Origin of the sequence: Chitinophaga sp. YR573 (genome assembly GCF_900110995.1) — a bacterium.
Lineage (GTDB): Bacteria > Bacteroidota > Bacteroidia > Chitinophagales > Chitinophagaceae > Chitinophaga.
The window spans coordinates 4402112-4422612 of the sequence record NZ_FOJF01000001.1 but is presented as its reverse complement, the minus strand read 5'-3'; the positions used below and the strand labels follow the sequence as shown (position 1 = coordinate 4422612).

Genomic DNA, 20501 nt, shown 5'->3' with positions numbered 1-20501 from the left:
TTATATTTGTTTTAAACGGACATCGCCGCCTGATTTGAGAACGTCAGGCGGTACTCCTTTGTTTCCCCCTTTATCACACAAGACTATTGTGTTTCCAAATCCCAAATCTACATAAATACGGTTGCTGACCAGCCATCCTCTTCCTGACAATTTTGTATTTTTCCTGATATAGACTCCATTTGATTGTAAATCATCTAACAGTAAGATACTTACCAGCTGTCCATCCTGGAAGCCTATATTGCTTTGCAGCCGTGCAGCATATGCGATGTAGGTAGTTTTACTGCTGCTTTGTTTGCCCATGTTGATACGGATGCTCTTGAAATCATTATTCGAAGCTGCGGGAGCTGAGGAGAATACAGATCCATTAACAGTACTCTTATCAAATACATTATATCCGAAACCAGGCATATAGAGTTCCGGGCTTTCGAAGAGTTGTTTGATGGCAATGATCTTGTAGAGATATTGCGCTGTTTCACTATTCAGCATCAGCTGATAATAATCCTTACTCCCCTGTCTTTTTACATTACGGGAAATATTACCCGCACCTGCATTATAAGCAGCGGCGGCCAATGTCCATGAATGTAACTGTTCATGTAACTGTTGTAAATAACGACAGGCGGCGTGGGTAGACTTGAGTAAGTGATTGCGTTCATCGTTATTATAACTTACATCCAGTCCTAATGCAGCAGCTGTTGCCGGCATAAACTGCCATACGCCCTGGGCTCCCACAGGAGAAGTGGCATTTGTAAAGCCACTTTCTACTACGGGCAGGTATTTAAAATCTTCAGGTATATTGTATTGCTGTAAAATGGGAATAATGAGGGGGAAATATATATCTGTTTTTGCTTTCAGGAAAGGCAGGAAATTACGGTGACGTAAGTTGCCTTTTATTACATCCATTAAACGGTAAGAGACAAACTCTTTTTCCAGAGGAACGGATTCTCCACAAAAATTTACCTGTTGGGCATTGACTGTTATTACCGCAAAGCAGCAGATTACAAACAATATATGACGGGTATAATAACGCATGTTTTATTTACTGATCATATACTTAGGGAAAGCACTTACGGGTGTGTATAGTACTACCTGATCTTTATTCAGTCCGTTATAAATCACCATAATCACTTCATCATTCTTTTTAAAAACCGGGGCTGTTGTTACATACACCAGTTGTTGTTCGCCTCTGGCAGCCAATGTAGTATTAGCTTTTCTATAAAGAACCGGCATTGGATTAAGCACCGCAGAATCCTTCACTGTTTTATGCATCAGCGTTGTTTTGCCAATGATGTAAGGATCGTTTGTCCGGTTTTTAATGTGGAAGCAGAAGTATACCAGGCTATCCAGTATCATTACCTGTGAGAAATTGAGCGTGATACCATCTGCCGTTGTTTCGTACTGATGGCTGACCCTTTTCTGCTGCATAAAGTCGCTGGCTATACGGCTTACCGTTACAGTATCAATATTTGATGTAACTGCCGGCTCTTCTTCCTCTTCCGGTGTTGCAGATTGCTGCGGCTGTTCTGTACCTTTTGCCGCGCCACCTTTAGCAGGAGACAGCGTATACTTTAAACGGGAAAGGTCTACCTTATCCCGGAATGCGAGGATCATGTAGTGGATATTCTCTCCTTCACGAATGACCAGGTTCGTTGTTCTTGGATTGGCAACGATGGGCCTTATGAACACGATAGTTCCATCTACAATCCGGTAATCATAATCTGAATTTTTACCATCTCCAATTTGAAATGTACTTATCGCAGCTCCACAGGTGATAAGGGTGACAGCGCCTTTAGTTGTAATAATGCTATCTGTCTGTTTTTGTCCAAGCACGCTATTCCAAAACAATAAACAGCAGAAGACTGTTAACGCATGCTTCATCTGATAATTCTTTTCCATTCTATTTAACTACAAGATGATTTGCAATCAAAGCTCCGTTAGGAGCTTCGTGTTTGTAGCAAATAAATTGTGATATTTAATTTAGACTCCATAGGAGTCCCCTATTTTACTACTTTAAGGGGACTCCTACGGAGTCTGTTTTACTTAGTGTGTCATATTTCTACAAACACGGGGCTCCTAACGGAGCCAGATTACTTAGTATATATGAATAGACATTTTTCACAAGCAATAACCTTCTGATGGTGCTTGCTACTTGAAATCATGATTTATCCTGTTCATATTCAGTATCCCACTCGTTGTTCATATCTTCTCCTTTATGTCCTTCCATTTTAATCAGGAAGTTCTTTGCAGGGAAATATGGTTTGAGGTGAATATCCAGGTGGATTAAGTCTTTTTGAATAGTATCCTGTTCAAAGCGGCGGATATTGAAATCCTCTATCAGTTTTTCCGGACCGGTAATACTGTCCAGGAAACGGATGATCTGCTTCATCAGGTCTTTTCGGGTATTGGCATTGAAGTTTTCGAAAGCGCGACGGTTAAGGAAGTCCATCAGTACTTTTGTAACGTAGTCAAATACACGTACAACGGAGTAAGTCTGTAAACCAAGGTTATCTCCGTTGAATAATGTTTTCGCACTAAAGGCCATTACCTTACCATACTCCTTTACCATAGGGATCAATCCCATTTTTTCCAGGCTGGCAATTTCACTTTTCTTCAGTTCGAATTTCACGCCATCTACCTCATTGATACCACCGAATTTCTTACCGGCAGTTACCTGAGACATCAGTGTTTTATAGATCTTACCTGCCAGTGCACCGGAAGGTGGAATATAGAGATTATCCTCTTCATGAATTTCATCAAACTTACCACGACCAACCAGCCAGTTACAGGACATGATCACATTGGAACGATGTACTTCACCACCGGTAAGGTTAGCGAGTTCAAACATTTCCATCACATCGTCCGGTGCATCCAGGTGAGAGAAATCTGTTACCAGCATCGCTTTATTTTCATACGCGATCTTGGCCCATTTTTCTATCACTTTATTGGACCCTAAGTAACCGGGTATTACCAGCAGACTATAGTTACCACGCAGGTCTAAACGGTCGTAGTTCGATACCAGTTCCTGTTGCACCGCATCGATGAAACGTGTGTTGTCCAGATCTTTTAACTGATCCGGATCAGCATTGATGAAGGCAACGTTCTTTACTTTATCTGACTCTGTGTTTTTAAAGAACAGGGCCACGTTACGATAGGATTGTTCCAGTTCGCGGGTGCTTTCCACTGCCTCTGACAGGTTATTGGTGAGAATTCTGTCTGCCTGTTCGGAATGTTCTGTACAGAAGCTGACCATATCAGGCAGGTCCTGAGCTTCTGTCAGTACTTTCTCCCACAGTTCCAGGGTTTTTCTCAGCTTTTCCCTTTCACTCTTTTTGGAGCTTTCTGTTAAAAATATATTACGACGTGCTTTACGTTCGGGATTGATATTCTGTATGCCTTCGATCGTACCTTCCAGCAGATCGAACCCGCCGTATTTGGCCAATGTATCCAAACTTTGATCAAGGGATGCAGATTGCTGACCGGGAGTGGCCTGAAGCTGATCCTGTGACTCCGGTTGTTTTTGTAATTCTGCCATATGATAATGAATTATGGGTTATTTGTTGTTTTTCAGATCAGCCAGTAATGACTTTACAGAAGTTAGTAATGCCTGTCTTGCTGCAGGATCTGCCAGTGCGCTTTTCAATATCTTATTTGTTTTAAGATGTTTCATGATTTTGAGGTACTGTTCCTTTTCGGTGGACAGGTTATTCAAAAAATCGCTTTGGGCAGTGATACCTTTTACACCAAAGTCCCCAAGGTTATGGAACTCCAGACTTTCGGGTACTGTGCGGCCTTCTGCGTCATGAAAAAGCATGTTAACGGAAGGTTTGTAGTTCTCAAACACATCCTCTACACTTGTTAATCCCTGTACTATTTCCGGTTTAACAGGTGTTTGCTGGGTTAACTTTTCAGCAAACAATGTCCGGTTGTGAGAGATTTCAATAATGGCCTCATTAGCGTCGAGTCTTACTTCGTTACCGCCAATTCCGTAATTATCATTCATATTAAGTGGTTTTTACAACAATAAATGCTCTATGGTATCTTACAATTCTGATGCTACTATGTCCCATTGCAGCTCCCCGTTCTTATCTATATCCAGTTTAACTGCCGTATGGGGTTGCAGGCTACCTTCAATAATCATCCTTGACAATGGTTTTCGCAGGCGGCTGCGGATTACTTCTTTTAACGGTCTTGCCCCGTATAAGGGGGAATAACCTTCTGCGGCCAGTTGCTGTCTTGCTGCCAGCGAAACCTCTAAGGAGATCTGCTGCTGTTTCAGCAATTGCAGTAAGTGTTGCAGATGAATATCGAAGATCTTCACCACATTTTCCTGTTGAATCGGGCCAAACGGAACAATCTCTGTTAAGCGGCCCAGGAATTCAGGGCGGAAGTGACGCGTCATCAGTTCCATTAACTGTTGCGAAGGTGGGATAACACCCTGGCGGAACGACTGCGTAATCACATCGCTACCTATATTGGAAGTGAACAGAATAAGGGCATTGGAAAAATCACCTGTTTTACCAAGACGGTCGTGTAATTTACCTTCATCCATTATCTGCAGAAAAATGTCGAATACGGAAGGGTGTGCTTTTTCAATCTCATCGAACAATACAACGGCATAGGGTTGCTGGCGGATCTTGTTTACCAGTAAACCTCCTTCCTCATAACCTACATAACCCGGGGGCGCACCATACAGGAGAGCAGCAGAATGCTCTTCCTTAAACTCAGACATATCAAACCGGATCATGGACCGCTCATCCTGGAACAAGAAGTCTGCCAAAGATTTGGCCAGTTCCGTCTTACCCGTACCCGTTGGCCCCAGGAAGAAGAACGAACCTATTGGTTGTCCCGGCCGGCTCAATCCTGAGCGGGATTCCAGGATAGCTTCGGCTACTGTTTTAAGCGCATGGTCCTGTCCGACTACACGCTTTTGCAGTTCTTTGTCCATGTTAACCAGTCGCTCCCTTTCCCCGGATTGGATCTTACCCAGGGGAATACCGGTGCTTTCTGCAATCATGGTGGCCAGGTCTGTTGTTGTAACCGCAGTGGCCTTATTTTGCACTATAGGTTCCAACTGTTCAATCAGATTGAGCAGAATGGCCTTTAAAGTGCCCGTATCTTCGATTTTAGAGATCTCCTGGTCTATCTGTAGCCTTGTAATCAATAAGGCGCTTAAACGCTGCCTTAATTGCTGATACCACCAGAGTAATTCCGGACGGCTATCCCCTGCAACTTCCAGTTTGGTTTTCAGATCGGCAAGAATTTGCTCACCGGTATCCTGTGTAGTACGTACGGCTGCCAGGGTACGGTCCATCAAATTAATGGCACTGTCCGGCAGACTGCGTTCTTTGAGATAACGGCGGGCGAGGCGGATAGCATCTGCTATCACTTCATGATCAGCAGTTAGTCCGTAGTAGCTTTCGTAGTCAGGTACTACTGCCTGGATCATACGGGCAGCGAGTGCTTCATCCGGTTCTGATAAAGTGATTGTTTCAAAGCAGTGACGCAGCAGGCTGTCTGGTTCTATCAGCTTGCGGAAACCTTCCGGGGTGCTGGTACCAACAACCGTGATATCACCTTTACCGAGGGCAGCTTTTAATACGTTGGCGATGCCGCCGGCTGTATTGGGTTGCTTATCAAGTAAGGTATGCAGATTGTCTATAAATAATATGTGCCGGCCGGCAGTTTGTAATTGCTGAATGATTTGTTGCAGGCGGTCTTCCAGTTCGTTTTTATAAGCAGCACCGGCGATGAATGTACCATAGTCCAGTGTGTATACATCGGTATTATGTAATTGTGATGGCGCCTGTTTATTAATGATGGCACGTGCCAGTGCAGTAGCCATAGATGTTTTGCCTATACCTCCCTCTCCTATCAGCAGGATGCTGGAACGTCCCTTACGGGTAAGGATTTCTATCATGGTACGCACCTCTGCATCCCGGCCTGCGAGTGCATGTTCAGATTGCAGACGTTGCGGATCAGTAAGGCGATAGATATACCTGAGTGCGGTCGTTTTACCAGTACCGTTAGACTTCGCTGCAGGTTGTGCCGCAGTCTTACTGAAATGAGTAAGTAACTGTTCACGTTGCAACGGGAATGTCTTCAACTGCTCATATGAAAATCCTACTCCGGGGGTACTTAATGCTATCAGTACGCACCAGGCATCTGCTGCATCAAGGTCGTATTCCAGTCTTACCGCATCTGCTTCCTGTAATACGTTAGCAGCGTGTTCATCCGGTTCAGGCTCATCAGATGGTCTTGTTGCTTTAGGCAAACTATCCAGTCGTACTTCTGCCCATTCTTCCAGGTAATAGATATCAATATCCATGGCCTGTAAAGAAGCAGATAAATTTATTTCTCTATGTAAACATGCGAGTAACAGGTGCGCAGGAGTATAATGCACATGATGGTGTTCTTTTGCGAGGGCTTGTGCAATGCGAATGGTGGCCTGCACTTCCGGAGCATATATTGTATACGTAGCCAGGGTCATTAGTTAACTTATAGGTTTTTCCGTTTATTATTTAAAAAGGGTTACGATTATATGGGCATTATTAACAGGGATAAAGATACAGCTAAAATGTATATGAATTATTTATTACGCTGTTGAAATGCGCTATAGGGGCTTATATGAGTGCTGTAAATATAGCAGTGTATGTGTAATCACTTTTATACACTGCTATGTCAATTACAGTTAAGCAATTCTCAATCAATCATCTTTATCAGAGTTAACCATTTTAAACAAATATCAATTAATAATCATTTTAGATAAAAGTAACATATTATACCATTATAAATTACTCCCTGTTATCAGTTAATTTTTTCAAAATGATGCTGATTATCTGGCAGAATAATTTATTTTCGTACCGACCATTTGTCTTTATTTGTAGTTATAGTTAATCCAAAAACCTAACAAGTATGTCATTCAAAGCAGTAATGCGATTAGACGGAGAAGAAATCAACGTACTGGATTGCCAATTTTCTTTTTCGCAACATACAGATCATAACGGAAAACCCGCTGCCCGACCCACAGGAGGCTCACTCACAGTATTACTTGAATCAGATGGTAATACATCATTGTTCGACTGGATGATATCCAATACACAGACTAAAAGTGGCAGTATTGTTTTCTTTCGCCGTGATGCGATGTCTAAAATGAAAGAGCTGAAATTTACTGATGCTTATTGTGTAGAATACTTTGAGCATTTTCATGCAAGTGGTGAAATACCTATGCAGATAAAACTGGTACTCTCTGCGAGAGAAGTACAACTGGGCAGTTCCACGTTTCAGAACCCCTGGCCTCAGGCTTAATTTTACACATAATGGGAATCAAGAAATTTCCGTCTTTCAGCACATTATGGAGTAGCTATCCGCATGACAGGGATGCTCCTCCCGGTAGTAGCCACGCAATGCCGTGTGATGAGAAAGACCGCAATGGAATTTATCAGTACGAAAACCAGTGCGCTATCAGGATGTCGTACTGTCTTATTAAATCAGGAGTAAGCCTGGCCAATTATACAGACCCCAAATGCACCCACGGATATGCAAGGGGCGCTGAAAGCCTGGCTACCTGGATATGGCGTAATTATGGTAAACCTGTGATCATCGATTGTAGTAATGCTGCACAGAAAAACGATTTCATCAGTAATCAGTACTGGTCTAAAAACGGCATTATCTTCTTCAAGGATTTTTACGGAACAAATAATTCAGGAGATCATATAGATCTGTTATATCACGTAAACGCACAGATACAGACAGCCACCGGAGATTATACGAATGATAATCGTGTGAAACAGATCTGGTTCTGGGAAGTAAATTAAAGTGTATGAAAAGATCCATTTTGTATATAACCCTTTTACTGGCATTTGCTACTTCTGCTATTGCACAAACTGTGACAGTAGACAACGCAGTATGGATGCCTAAAAGTTATTTGGATGCCCGCAAACAGCATCCCCCGGAAGACTCCTTCTGGAAAGCAGTAGACTTTTCCAAATACCTCAGCCCTATCTCTTCTCTGCGTATTCTGTCCAACAACGTCAGTATCTATACATATGGTGCGGAATATTTCCCTGTACATATCAGCAGGGAAAAAGTACTGCCCGACAGAAAGATATGGCAACTGGATAAACCCATCTTTAATGGCGGACAATCTTCTTTGTTTGAAGATGCATCCTTTACATTAATCAGTCATAATAATAAAGAAGATCTGTGGCTGGGTATTGGTCGTAAAGATGGAAGAACAGATTCTGTACAGTTTGCAAAAGTACCTAAAGAAAAGACAGGCACTCCTTTATGGATGCATACCAATAACTATCTCGCTTACTATTTCAGAGGCAAACAATTTGACGTATATGATGGCAATGGTAAACTGTTATATGACAATATACATACCGATGCAAACGGGAACCTTAGCGGGTTACCGGGATACAATGCCTGGACCATCACATCCGGCAGCACTTTTCAGTTAACATCCAACAAACAGGGAGTAATTACTTTCTCTGGCTTTAATGTAGCATTCAATGGTGCAGATGTTGTACTGCATCCCCAACAAAAGGACGGACTTCTTAGCAAGCCTCTTATTCTGAAAGAAAAGAATTAAAATATTAACATCATGGCGCTTAATACAAAAACTTCTTTTTCCATTGCCGGACAACAGTTCGAAACGTTTCATACGATAGAACTGCGACAATACATTAATGGTCATCACGATTTTGAGATATATGTCAGCTATGACTGGTTTGAAAAACTGGGTGGAGGTATTTCAGGTGCCGCTACCAAATTCCTGGGAGAAGAAGTAGAGATCAATGTGGCACCGGCAGAGCAACTGTCTGGTGTAAAAAACCTGATCTTCAAAGGAATTGTGATGAATATTACCACTGGTAAACAGGGCGATGGCACACATGGTCATTGTATCATCAAAGGACAAAGCCCGAGTATACTACTGGAAGATGATCCGCACATTGCTGCATTTGAAAATAAATCATTGTCGGATATTGTTTCCACTACTGTAAAGAGCTATCCTCCTAATGTACTCAGAACGACTATCAGTCCGGAGACTAAAGAAGCACAGAAGTATATTGTTCAGTATAAAGAAACTTCTTATTCTTTTATCAAGAGATTGTCTGAAAGATATGGGGAGTGGTTTTTCTATGATGGACAGCAACAGATCTTTGGTAAATATACACCACAGAAAACAGTACTCACTCACCAGGTAGATTTACTTGATTTTAATATTGAATTATCCGTGCGGCCGAATAATGCACGTCTTAACGGATACGACTATCGCCAGGATACAGTGGTGGAAGATAATACCCAGGCGAAAGAAGTAGGTAAGATGAATGCCTATTCGCAACATGCACATGAAATAAGCACGAAGTTATACAGCCGCGAAGGTTTATATAAAATGAACTATGCCTTTAACAGCAGTGCCAAATCCCAGATAGATAAGATGACCATGCTGAAGAAAAAAGGGCAGCTGGCGAAGATGGTCGTATTAAAAGGCAGCAGTACCAATCCTTCTTTCCGTATTGGCGATACTGTTAGTATCAATGAATCTGCTTTTTCACAGGAACAGCATCATGGGGAATTTATGGTAACAGGCGTACGTCATTACTGTAGCGCCAATGGCAGCTATCATAATATGTTTGAAGGCATACCCGCTGATGTTGCTACTCCGCATGTAGACCTTAGTAATATCCCCTACTGCGAACCGCAATCTGCAACTGTAGTAGAAAATAATGATCCTAAAGGATTAGGACGTATTAAGGTGAAGTTCCGCTGGATGCAGCAGGGACAAACACCCTGGATAAGGGTGGTATCTTCTTCCGGTGGTGGAGATAAAGGGTTGTTTATTATGCCTGAAGTAGGAGAAGAAATTATAGCGGAATTTGAAGGCGGTAATGCTGAACAGCCTTTTGTAATAGGCAGTACATATAATGGTAAGGCCAAGAGCAGTTACGGTAATGCAGGCAATGATGTGAAAGCGCTTAAAACACGCAGTGGTAATATGATTGTACTGAATGATGCCGCAGGCAGTGTAACCGTTACTGATAAAAACGGCAGCTCTATGGCGATGGATGGTGCCGGCAATATTACTATCAATTCACAGACACTGGTGACCGTAAAAACAGATGATCATATTATAGTGGATGCGCCTAATAAGATAGAGTTTATCTCCAAAGAAATCCATATTAAAGGATCCGAACTCGTAGTGATAGGAGAAGGCCCTGCACAGATTACAATAGATAATAAAGCGAATAAAATAGATACGGCAGCAGATAAAGTCACCACTACAGCAGATACACTGCATGAGATGATCAGTACTGCTAATATGAAGCTGAATGCAGAACACTATGAGGTAGTAGGAAAAACCAAAGTAGATATCAGCAGTCTGAGTATTAAAATGAATGGCAATACCACTACTGATATAGTGGGTGGAATGGTGAACATTAACTGTTAAGCTGTATCATGAATGAACATAACCCAATAGCCCAACTGGTCAATAATATACAACGTGCCTGGCTGGAAAAGATAAGCGGCAAACCTGCTCTGAAGCTGGTGCGAATGGTGATAAAACCAGAAGAATCGCGTGTATATGAAGGTTTCGTAAAACTGGAATCTTCTGCACATGGCAGCTTACCCGAAGTATTCGTTACCCACCTTACTGATTTCGAAGATGAAGATACTTACAGTGCAGCGCTTATAAAAGACTGGCTGGAAACTTACAATAACAGTACTGCCCTGCTACAGGAAATGGAGCAGCGTAATGCTGGTTTTACATGGGACCCCAAACCTTTTGCACAGGGAAAAAGTGATGAGGATTTATTGCGGATGCTGGCCTCTTTTCAACGTGCTTTACCTGCGAAACAACAACTGGTATTAGTGCTTTTACCCAGACAGGTCAGCAATACCCGTGACATGAGGAACTGGCTGACGACCATCCTTAAAAAAGGTATCCCATCAGGTGTGAAATTACTGGTACTGGACCATCTGAATAATGAACAGTTCGCAATGCACGACCGGCAATTCCCGGATATGTTATGTACTATTCATGTGCCTATGGACCTGCATGCAGCCATTCGTAAACTAGGCGGCAGCGGCGATCCTAACAACCCCGAGATCATGATGCGCAAGTGCGTGTTTGAAATGGGGGAAGCACTCAAAGATAAAGATGTAAAACGTCTGCATCGCTGGGGACAGGCGGCGCTGGACTGCACCCAGAAAAGCGGTAACAAGGGATTGTTTGCTACTGCGCATATTATGTATGCAGGTATGCTCTTCCATTTTAAAAGAGATCCGCAGATACCGTTGTTGCTGGAACGCGGACAACGTATATCCAAACAGGGGGTACAACAGGGCGATACAGCCTGTTTACCGTTGCTGGTACAGTTTTATGGTTATCAGGGCGCCTATGCGCAGATACGCAGGCGCTTTACAGAAGCCATTAACTGGTTTATACAACAGGCAGAGATGGCACAGCTGCATAACTTCTCCCAACAGGCTTTAAATGCCTGGTATCAGGCAGCAGAGTTATGCCGTCGCAAAGATGCCGGTCGGTATTATGATATCCTGGAAAAGGGCTATCTGGCCGGGTTACCATTGTCTGATGAAGAAGTAAGTGCATCGATATATATCTATCTCTTGCGTGACTATTACGATTATGCGCATTCTAAAAAAATGACCGACGTGATCAATGGCATCGATGAAAAGATGGGACGTTTATTCGGGACCGATTGGAAAACTGATGTTGATACCATCCGGAAAAACCGGATGCCTATGAACCTGCCTCTGGAAATGGAGAACCTTTAAAAAAACAAGTATGCTGGTTAGTAATAAACACTTTATTCCGGTTATAGGACTGGATATACATATTGTCATATTATTCGGCTTCCCTATTCCTCTGCCTCATCCTTACATAGGATTTGTGCTGGACCCCATGGATTATATTCCGTTTATAGGCGCTACTACCAAAGTGAATCATGTACCCAGAGGGGTGAGCGATACCAGTGGTATCATCGTCATTCTCTTTCATATTCCTATGGGTGGCCCCTGGTTGCTGGCTCCTATGATTGGTCATGATTCCGTGAACTTCTTTGGCAGTAAAAAGGTAATGGTGGAAGGAAGGATGCTGAGTCCTTCCGGGCATATGCTGATGACCTGTAATGATATCGGTTTGCCGCTTTCTTTAAAACCAGGTAAGAAGCTGAAGCCTATTCCCAGTATGTACCTGCCTACCTCCTTTTCTATCCCCCTCTCCTTTGGTAAACCGGTAATGGTTGGTGGTCCTTTTGTACCTGACTGGGCCGGCGTGTTAATGAACCTGGTAATGTCCTTTGGTTTTGGTGCGCTGATGAAAGGTTTAGGTAAAATCGGACGTAAACTGACAAGTAAATTTAATCATGCACTGAAAGGAAAATTAGGCAGTAATAAACTGAGTAAGTTCCTGTGCAAAAAAGGCTTTGAGCCGGTAGACCTGGTGCAGGGTATTGTGATATATGATGGTCTTGATTTTGAACTGCCGGGGCCTATCACCTTAATATGGAAACGTTCCTGGAACAGTGACAGTTCTCATGAAGGATTACTGGGACATGGTACACATTTGTCTTATGATATGCGTGTGCATGAATTTGCAGAAGAAGGTGCTACAGCGGTATTATTAGAAGATGGACGCAGTGCGATGTTTGATTTGCTTCCTTTTAGTGGTGACAATGAATATAACCGTCATGAGAAGCTGACATTAACGCGGAGTGATATCGATGAATACCAGTTGTACAACCATGAGGAACAACGGTATTATACATTCCGTAAAACACATCCTGCAGAGAAACAGTACCGGCTTTCATCCATACATAACAAGGCAGGTTTTATCATCACCCTGCATTATAACAGTAAAGGTCATCTGCTGCGTGTAACGGACAGCGTTGGCAGGCATTTACATATTGAGAATGATAAAGCAGGACGTATTACCAGTGTTACTGCACATCATCGTGGAGAGGAACAACTGATGGTATCTTATGCTTATAATGAGGATGGAGATCTGATCACTATTACGGATGCACTGGAACAATCCAATCATATTGTTTTTCATAAGCACCTGATGGTAGAGAAACAAGACCGTACAGGCCAACGCTTTTACTGGGAGTATGACGCGAAAAAACGTTGTGTGCATACATGGGGTGATGGTGGATTACTGGAAGGTTTCATTGAATATTATCCGCAGGAAGGATATAATCTTGTGACTAATTCTCTGGGGCAAACATCTACTTATTATTATACTCCGGACTTTGTTGTTCATCAGATAAAAGATGCTTTAGGTAATTCTACTTTCACCAACTATACACCAGAATTTGAGATATACCAGGAGATTGATGAAGAAGGTACACTCTCCGGTTATACTTATGATGAAAGAGGTAATCTGGCATCTGTAGTACAACCAGATGGCAACGCTTATTCATTCTCTTATAATGAAGATGGTAATATGATACTGGGTGCAGACCCTGAAGGGAACAGCAGTTCTTATATCTATTATCCGTCTAATGGGTTGCTGCATACAGTGACGAAACCTGATGGCACGATACAGGTATTCCGCTACAATCAACAGCAGTTGTTGTCCCGTGTGGAAGACCTCAATGACAATGCTACGCTGATGGAATATGATGAGGATTTTAACCTTGTTTCCATGGTATTACCTGATGGAGGTATTGCACACTGGACCTATGATGTATGGGGACAATGCACCAGCAGCAGTAATCCGTTAAATCAGAAACAAACCTACCGTTATGATAACCTGGGACGTGTTACCACAATGGAAACACCGGATGGTAATTATACGCAACTGGAATATGATGCCTATGACCAGGTATTACGTGCCAGCGATAAACATCATGATGTACGTTTTACTTATACGCCATTAGGCAGTGTGAGAACGAGAGAGGAGCATGGGGCTAAAACAAATTATGTGTACGATACGGAAGACCAGCTTCATACTATTGTGAATGAGCTGGGAGAAACGTATCGCTTTGTTCGCAACGCACGCGGAGAAATTATACAGGAAACAGGATTTGATGGTATTACACATCGTTTCATAAGGGATACTACCGGTAAGGTTTTGAAGGTAGAACGGCCGGATGGAAAGACTACACTGTATGAATATGATTATGCGGGTATGCTGGTACGCAGTGAGCAACATGACGGCAGCTGGTCTACGTTCAACTATGACCGCAACGGGCAGCTGATTGAAGCCGTGAATGAAAATACTACGGTACAGTTTAAGCGGGACCCTTTAGGACGTGTAGTAGAAGAATGGCAGAACGGGCATATTGTAAAGAGCAGTTATGATGTAAATGGTAAACGCACATCCCTGCAAAGTTCTCTTGGCGCGAAGATACAGTTGCATCGTAACAATATGGGAGATGTGACTACCATGAAAGCCTATGCTGCAGGATTAAAAGATGCATGGTCTGTAGAAATACAGTATAACCTGCTGGGGCTTGAAACAGAAAGGATCTTAACTGGTGGAGTTACCAGCAGTATGACCTATGACCAGGCAGGTATGCCAGCTTCTCATACGGTGAATAATAAAACGCGTACCACACGCAAATGTTATTATCGCTGGGATGTGAATCAGCGGTTGAAACAGCTGGTGAATGCAATGAATAACAGTACTGCTAAATTCGGACATGACGACTTTGGCAACCTTGCGTGGGCGCAGTATGAAGATGGGCAGTTTGATTACCGTCAGCCGGATAAGACGGGCAACCTGTATCGTGCAGCTACGCATAAAGACCGTAAATACAGTGCCGGAGGACAGGTGAAAGAAACACCTGAAGCCCGCTTTGAATATGATGCAGAGGGATTTTTAGTGAAGAAGATCATGGCTGATCATAAAGTATGGTTGTATGAGTGGTCTGCCAAGGGAAAGCTGACGAAGGTAACAAGGCCGGATAATAAAACGGTGACGTTTGAGTATGATGCACTGGGCAGAAGAACAGCGAAGATATTCCAGCAAAAGATTACCCGATGGGTATGGGATAATGATAGCCCTTTGCATGAGTGGGTATATACGGCTGATGAGAGACCTCAGACAGTGATAGATGAGCTGGGCAATATCACGGTATCACCAGAACCGGTGCCGGAGGAAACGCTGATCACCTGGGTGTTTGAAGGTGATTCTCATATTCCGGTTGCTAAGATTATCAACGGAAAACAATATTCAATTATTTCTGATTATTTGGGTACTCCCTGTCAGGCATATGATGAAGCGGGAGAAAACATCTGGTCCTGCGAATTGGATATTTATGGAAAGGTACGTAAGTTAGCAGGATCGAAAGGATTCATTCCCTTCAGGTATCAGGGTCAGTATGAGGATGTTGAAACCGGGCTATATTATAATAGGTTCAGATATTATAGTCCGGATGAAGGAAGTTATATCAGCAAAGATCCGATAGGACTGGATGGTGGCAGCAGGGCTTACAGTTATGTAAATGATCCCAATGCAGATTTTGATTTTCTGGGGCTGCATCCGATTTTTGATGAAGATTTAGCTAAAATTGCCAGGGAAGCACATAACGCGCTTAAACGCAATATACCAGATAAACCTGAAATAGGTTTTAACCAATCCACTGTATCTATTGGAGAGGGGACATTACCTAGTGGAGAGAAACAATTGTTTGCCTCCGGTAATGGAGCTAAGCTGACACCGAAGCAGAGACAGATATTGATAGATCATGGTATTCCTGCAGAGAATATTTATAGTGGGGTTGCCAAGATGGAACAACCGAGACCTACCAGTAAAGTAAAAAGCGTACGGAAAGCGTATAATCTCAATAACCACGCAGAAAGGGTTATTATCAGGAATGCGCCTGAAGGCACCAAGTTTAAGAAATGGGGTATTTCATGGGGGCCTAATCAGAAGAATGCGGCTTGTGACAATTGTAAACCTCATGTGAAATGTGCTTCGTAGATATATTCATAAAATAATAGTATGGCATTACCTTATGTAACATATACGAAAACGGTAAAGAATGATTTAACGACGCTTCCATTTGAGAAATTACTTTTCTTTGGGACCTGGTGTTGTGAATATCTTGACAATAAATATGGTAATTATTTGGATGAACTGGGATTTGTGAAAGAGCATGCAGTAATAAGTAATGCTATCGTGTTTCTTTGGGGGGTTATTGACAGTAATGCAGTGATTGATGAAGCAGCAGTAAAGAAACATTTGAAGCCGCTGCTGAATATAGATGTGGATTATGAGTTTGATTTTGCTAAGCCAAAGGATTGTGGTGTATTAAAGTTAATGGAAGGGACTGAGCGTATGCTGAACTATCTGAAAAAGAAAAATACGGAAGATGTACTGGCCTGCGCTTATTATCCATTGGACGTACTGAATGCATTTAAAAACAGTAAACTTGATCCTTATACGACTCCGATGAAGAGTGGTATTGATGATCCGTATTTTAAGGAAGAACTGGACACGCAGCAAAAACTGCTTGCTTATTTAAAAGATCATAACGTAACAAGCGCTGATAAACATCTTTACAGATAATAATAAAACAGAAATGCAATTAACTTATACCTCGTTTGACAAAACAATTACAGAAGATTTTAAACAGCTTCCATCTGAAAAGTTATTGTTCTTTGGCACCTGGTGCAGCCAGTACCTGTATTCTAAATATGCAAAATATCTGAAAGAGAAAGATGATGTTGAAGGGTATGCCGTATTAACAGATGCGTTGTCATACCTGTGGACAGTAGTTGATAATCCTTCTGCTATTGATGAATCAATTGTGGATTCGCACATTGATAATCTGCATACGATAGATATTGATGATTTTGAGCTGGAAGAAACCAATGATACCGGTATCATGAAAGTGATGGAATGCCTGGAGAGTGCGCTGGTATATATTGAAGAGCAAAACTATGAGTTCATTGTAGCCTGTGCGTATTTTCCGCTGGATGTAGTGGATATTATTCTAACCAATGATCTTGGACTGGATACGAATGATCCGAATAAACATATTGATCATCCTATATCGAAAGAAGAGTTTGATACGCAGTTTAAAATGATAGAGTATTTGAAGAAGAATGAGGTGACGAGTAGTGATAAAAATATTTTCAGATAAGAGCAATTTTTTAGTGATGGTGCTTCGCACCATCACTAAAAAATTGAAGGGGCTTTGCCCTGCACCCTTAGTTTATAGACATATATTTATAGATACTGTAATCTCCTGTCATCATATCTGCTACATCTTTCGCATATTGTGGCGTATCTGTTTCTCCCCCACCCCAGAATGCACGACCCAGTAAGAAGTCTTTATAATAAGCCTGCCAGCTGCTATAACTCTGTTGTGCGGCGAGACCTGCTTTTTTCAGCCATGCGGTAGCTTCATCTCTTGTAAGGTAACCTGCCTGGTAGCCTATACAGATATTGTTTACATAACGGGCATAATCCCATGCTTTGATACCAGCTTTGCTGAAGTCGTTGTAATTAGCTTTAATGAATGCCAGTCCTAGTACAGATGCTTTATCAAGATCATATTTTTTAAGATCGATCTTTTCTACATCGGCATTAGCTCCACCATTTTCGTCCAGTATTTTGCGCAGGAAGGCATATTGTGTTTGATGACCTTCATCCAGTAACCAGTTGAGATCTGTTTCCAGGTCGGCTTTACTGTTTACTTCCCAGTATTTGGATAATGTACTTTTAGCGTCTGCGCCTCCGGGATCGTCCTGAGGTTTGAAGGGGAAGATAAAGTACTGGCTGTAGGCTTTCTGGATGCTTTTGGTAAATGCAGCGGTACCGGGTGTGCCCTGCGCTATCGGTCTGATCATATTATTAAATACATTGTCTGCACCGCCATAACCGTGAAAGAAATATACGCCAGCCAGCAGAAATGGGTATAACTCATTGTCTTTGATAACAGTAACTTCCTTTGTACTGTCTATACTCTCTTGTGTTCCTTTTTTACCGGAAGAATTACAGGCAGCAATGCTGGTGGACAGTAAGATTAATGTAACTAACTTTTTTCCCGTCATTTTTAGATTTTTTCTATTTCCTCGTTTATATATACCTAATAATCAACCATCTAATAAATACCCTACAAAACTTGTAGGGTGTTGAATAATTATCCCTATCTTTGATGTGTTAATAAGAGGCAACTAACAAAAATAATTTAAATATGCCTAACCATACAACTCGAACACTGAATAATAAGATTGTTACTTTATATGCCATCCAGGGCGTCTGTTGTTGCTGTTGATAACTGTTTCTTAAAAATCAATACAACCATTCTCATTTCACCAACCTATTAAACTAATTTTATGTTGAATAACAACAGATACGCGGACCTTCTCCCTGAATTTGAACTGGATATAGTACGTAAAGCACCCCAGGAAAAAACACCGATCAAACCTTTAGTTGCAGGAGATACTCTTCCTTCTTTTCATATACATAAGAAAAACATTATTTCCCGTGCGGACATCTTAAAAACTGTAAATGGTTCATTACCAATTGCACAGTTGCTGGAACGTCCGTTGGTAATTGCTTTCCATTCTGTACATTGGAATGGATATGGTCAGCGTCGTCTGGAAGCATTAAAAGATATCTATGCAGATATCCGTGTAATGGGTGGTAGCCTTCTGGTTGCTACTGCTGAAGACAAAGCCACTTTTGACTATACTACACAGGAACTGCAATTACCATTTGCAACGATCTTTGATCAGCATAATCATATTGCAAAGAAAGCGGGCATTTATTCTTCTACCGATCCTATCTGGGACAGGGTAGCTGGTATTGAAGAAGATGTTGCTATTCCTGCTATATATGTAATAACGCCTTCTTTGAAAATTACTTATGCTACTACGGATGCGTGGTTTGAAAAAGGGCTGCCTGCAAGAGAACTGCTTTCTGCGGTATATGAAGCCAGTCAGGAAGAAGCACACAGAATTGCCATTTAATTAACCATGATCATATAACTGAGTCACCCTGTTTTGGGGTGACTTTTTTTTTGTATATTGATACATGCCTGAAAAAGAAAAATCTACCTGGCTCTCCGTAATAATGAGTATTGGCGTTATCATGATGGGCGTCGGATTTGCCATTGTCCGTTATATCCAGTTCTTTGAGAAGGGAGATAACGGATTTAGCCCACGTATTACGCGTATAGAGCTTTATATCTACAGAGCTGTTGGCCCTTCAGGTCTTATTACTGCATTTATCCTAATGGCCATTGCAGGGCTTTATTATACGATTTATCATATCAGAGCTATCAGAAGGCAGCAGTAACCTTTACTACCGGTGGATGGGCAAATGCCTGCCATGCGTTTTCTGCTTCTGCTGCGGTGATATCGTTTTCGTAGACCATGATACGATAACGCTGTCTGTATTCTTTCCCGTATTCCAGGTTCCATGGTTTCATCTTTGTGGGACTATAATTCAGCATGATCTCTCCTCTTTCAGTATTCTCCGGCCATACGCGTAAAGGCTGCGGAAAATCGTAGTTATCCGGGGCACATAATACCAGGATACCCGCTTTTGTGTTGCCGGTGATCTTTATCCAGCGGGCGCGGGTACTATCTGCGTTGATGCGGGTCTTTCCTTCAGAGGTGAGGACTTTGCTGTTGGTAGCGTTCCAGTCGGCAGTAGCTCTAAATCCGAAGCCGCCGCCGTAGCGGTATTGCAACAACTCTATCGGACTGGAAACACAGGAGAGTGTAGAGGTGAAATCCCATATGCGACGGGTGGTATCTGAGCCACAGCTGTAAGCGCGGATATCCCAGATTTCGTGTAGGGCGGTTTTCTCTCTGGTGACATGATCCTGCAGGGCTTTGAAGCCACACCAGATATCACCCTGCGTCTGGCTGAGGAAACTGATGAAGCGTACGGTGCCTTCTTTCTTTTGAAGGTTCCAGAAGTCGGTTTCTTTACCTTCGAATTCGGTGTGTGTCCAGGGATTCCAGATACCGACATGATGCCAGTGTCCCTGTGGATGTATGTTGGTGAGGACTTGTCCGTTGGGTGACCAGAGAGGATGGATAAAGCCGCTTCTTCTATAGACGGTGTCTACACCGGCAGGTGGATTTACAACAGCGTAGTTGTATTGTAATAAGTGGTGGTTATGCTCTTGTAGTATCAGAGATCCGGAACTGTCTATCGCCAGCATGGCCGGCGGGATTCTTACCTGTTGTACCACTGCCAGTTTTTGTGGATCGATCTTTATTAGTTCGAATATTCTCTGGGAACCAGGTTTGTTGATACCATCCAACAACCAGGAGATCTGATGCGGGCCTGATTGAAAAGCTACTGGAATATGCCGGGTCCCTTTTACTTCCTGTAGTTGCAGGATATCACTTTCTGAGAAAGTAACGTCACAGCTTACAGGGATGTTTGTACGACTGTATTTCCCGGATTCAACAACGAAACGGGCAATTGTTTGTGCATGCAGTACATGTGCTGCCAGGCAGCAGGTTAATAACAAAGAGAGTTTTCTCATAACGGGTTATAATGG

17 protein-coding genes are annotated in these 20501 nt (G+C 42.4%); 10 read left to right on the top strand and 7 right to left on the bottom strand.

Going from position 1 to position 20501, the window contains the following annotated elements; genetic code table 11:
* The 5 genes from BMW86_RS18445 to BMW86_RS18425 all read right to left on the bottom strand — a co-directional run bounded on the left by BMW86_RS18445 (window position 1) and on the right by BMW86_RS18425 (window position 6484).
* A complete protein-coding gene (locus BMW86_RS18445) occupies window positions 1-1029 on the bottom strand; it encodes a lytic transglycosylase domain-containing protein (RefSeq protein WP_089783187.1) in 1029 nt (342 codons plus the stop codon).
* A 3-nt stretch (window positions 1030-1032) separates the two neighbouring features.
* A complete protein-coding gene (locus tag BMW86_RS18440) occupies window positions 1033-1893 on the bottom strand; it encodes a hypothetical protein (RefSeq protein WP_089783186.1) in 861 nt (286 codons plus the stop codon).
* Between the two features lie 259 nt (window positions 1894-2152).
* Window positions 2153-3529: a DUF5458 family protein gene (locus tag BMW86_RS18435; protein WP_089783185.1), complete on the bottom strand. Its 1377-nt coding sequence runs from the start codon at window positions 3527-3529 to the stop codon at window positions 2153-2155.
* Between the two features lie 18 nt (window positions 3530-3547).
* Complete coding sequence (locus BMW86_RS18430) at window positions 3548-3997, bottom strand: hypothetical protein (protein ID WP_089783184.1); 450 nt, start codon at window positions 3995-3997, stop codon at window positions 3548-3550.
* Window positions 3998-4036: 39 nt separating this feature from the next.
* The gene (locus BMW86_RS18425) at window positions 4037-6484 is read right to left on the bottom strand and encodes an AAA family ATPase (RefSeq protein WP_089783183.1); all 2448 of its coding nucleotides are present in this window, start codon (window positions 6482-6484) and stop codon (window positions 4037-4039) included.
* Between the two features lie 425 nt (window positions 6485-6909).
* On the opposite strand from BMW86_RS18425, the gene tssD reads away from it, so the two are divergent.
* Genes tssD through BMW86_RS18385 form a run of 8 tightly spaced genes read left to right on the top strand, consistent with a single transcriptional unit; the run spans window position 6910 to window position 17117 of the window.
* Complete coding sequence (gene tssD / locus BMW86_RS18420) at window positions 6910-7302, top strand: type VI secretion system tube protein TssD (RefSeq protein ID WP_089783182.1); 393 nt, start codon at window positions 6910-6912, stop codon at window positions 7300-7302.
* A gap of 11 nt (window positions 7303-7313) precedes the next feature.
* The gene (locus BMW86_RS18415; protein ID WP_089783181.1) at window positions 7314-7811 is read left to right on the top strand and encodes a type VI secretion system amidase effector protein Tae4; all 498 of its coding nucleotides are present in this window, start codon (window positions 7314-7316) and stop codon (window positions 7809-7811) included.
* A gap of 5 nt (window positions 7812-7816) precedes the next feature.
* On the top strand, window positions 7817-8590 hold the full coding sequence (locus tag BMW86_RS18410) for a hypothetical protein (protein WP_089783180.1): 774 nt from the start codon (window positions 7817-7819) through the stop codon (window positions 8588-8590).
* A 12-nt stretch (window positions 8591-8602) separates the two neighbouring features.
* Window positions 8603-10450 (top strand): type VI secretion system Vgr family protein, encoded by a 1848-nt coding sequence (locus BMW86_RS18405; protein ID WP_089783179.1) that lies wholly within the window; start codon window positions 8603-8605, stop codon window positions 10448-10450.
* Between the two features lie 8 nt (window positions 10451-10458).
* On the top strand, window positions 10459-11799 hold the full coding sequence (locus tag BMW86_RS18400; protein ID WP_089783178.1) for a hypothetical protein: 1341 nt from the start codon (window positions 10459-10461) through the stop codon (window positions 11797-11799).
* A gap of 10 nt (window positions 11800-11809) precedes the next feature.
* The gene (locus BMW86_RS18395) at window positions 11810-15952 is read left to right on the top strand and encodes an RHS repeat-associated core domain-containing protein (RefSeq protein ID WP_089783177.1); all 4143 of its coding nucleotides are present in this window, start codon (window positions 11810-11812) and stop codon (window positions 15950-15952) included.
* Between the two features lie 21 nt (window positions 15953-15973).
* Entirely contained in the window at window positions 15974-16540 is a 567-nt protein-coding gene (locus tag BMW86_RS18390) for a hypothetical protein (RefSeq protein WP_089783176.1), read from the top strand.
* Between the two features lie 13 nt (window positions 16541-16553).
* Window positions 16554-17117: a DUF416 family protein gene (locus BMW86_RS18385; protein ID WP_089783175.1), complete on the top strand. Its 564-nt coding sequence runs from the start codon at window positions 16554-16556 to the stop codon at window positions 17115-17117.
* 67 nt (window positions 17118-17184) lie between these two features.
* Here the strand turns inward: BMW86_RS18385 and BMW86_RS18380 are convergent, their stop codons facing one another.
* Window positions 17185-18030, bottom strand: a complete 846-nt coding sequence (locus BMW86_RS18380; RefSeq protein WP_089783174.1) for a DUF1266 domain-containing protein — start codon at window positions 18028-18030, stop codon at window positions 17185-17187.
* A 285-nt stretch (window positions 18031-18315) separates the two neighbouring features.
* On the opposite strand from BMW86_RS18380, the gene BMW86_RS18375 reads away from it, so the two are divergent.
* Window positions 18316-18951, top strand: a complete 636-nt coding sequence (locus tag BMW86_RS18375; protein ID WP_089783173.1) for a redoxin domain-containing protein — start codon at window positions 18316-18318, stop codon at window positions 18949-18951.
* 64 nt (window positions 18952-19015) lie between these two features.
* Window positions 19016-19279, top strand: a complete 264-nt coding sequence (locus tag BMW86_RS18370) for a hypothetical protein (protein ID WP_089783172.1) — start codon at window positions 19016-19018, stop codon at window positions 19277-19279.
* On the opposite strand, the gene BMW86_RS18365 is transcribed toward BMW86_RS18370, so the two are convergent.
* Window positions 19263-20486 carry a DUF6807 domain-containing protein gene (locus tag BMW86_RS18365; RefSeq protein WP_089783171.1) on the bottom strand — a complete coding sequence of 408 codons (1224 nt, stop codon included), beginning with the start codon at window positions 20484-20486 and terminating at the stop codon, window positions 19263-19265. The two genes, BMW86_RS18370 and BMW86_RS18365, sit on opposite strands and share 17 nt — an antisense overlap.
* Between the last annotated feature and the right edge of the window lie 15 nt (window positions 20487-20501).